The organism is Bacillus sp. IT-79MI2, assembly GCF_949768135.1.
GTDB lineage: Bacteria > Bacillota > Bacilli > Bacillales > Bacillaceae_G > Bacillus_A > Bacillus_A pseudomycoides.
The window spans coordinates 1-325 of the sequence record NZ_CATKPV010000019.1 but is presented as its reverse complement, the minus strand read 5'-3'; the positions used below and the strand labels follow the sequence as shown (position 1 = coordinate 325).

Here is a 325-nt window from a genome sequence, read left to right as displayed (position 1 = left end):
ATAACTTTATTATGGCGGTGTAGCTCAGCTGGCTAGAGCGTACGGTTCATACCCGTGAGGTCGGGGGTTCGATCCCCTCCGCCGCTACCATAAAGGACCTTTAGCTCAGCTGGTTAGAGCAGACGGCTCATAACCGTCCGGTCGTAGGTTCGAGTCCTACAAGGTCCACCATTTAAAGTAAATTCCCTGGAGGTATACCCAAGTCTGGCTGAAGGGATCGGTCTTGAAAACCGACAGGCGGCGAGAGTCGCGCGGGGGTTCGAATCCCTCTACCTCCTCCATTTTTTAAAAAAGAATATTGTATCGTCGCGGGGTGGAGCAGTCT

Annotated in this window: 3 tRNA genes; all 3 read left to right on the top strand. The window is 52.6% G+C overall.

What is annotated here, in order from left to right:
• Window positions 1–13 precede the first annotated feature (13 nt).
• Window positions 14–90: transfer RNA gene (locus ACM6HU_RS01055), tRNA-Met, on the top strand.
• 4 nt (window positions 91–94) lie between these two features.
• Window positions 95–171: transfer RNA gene (locus ACM6HU_RS01050), tRNA-Ile, on the top strand.
• Window positions 172–188: 17 nt separating this feature from the next.
• Window positions 189–281, top strand: a tRNA-Ser gene (locus ACM6HU_RS01045).
• Window positions 282–325: the final 44 nt, after the last annotated feature.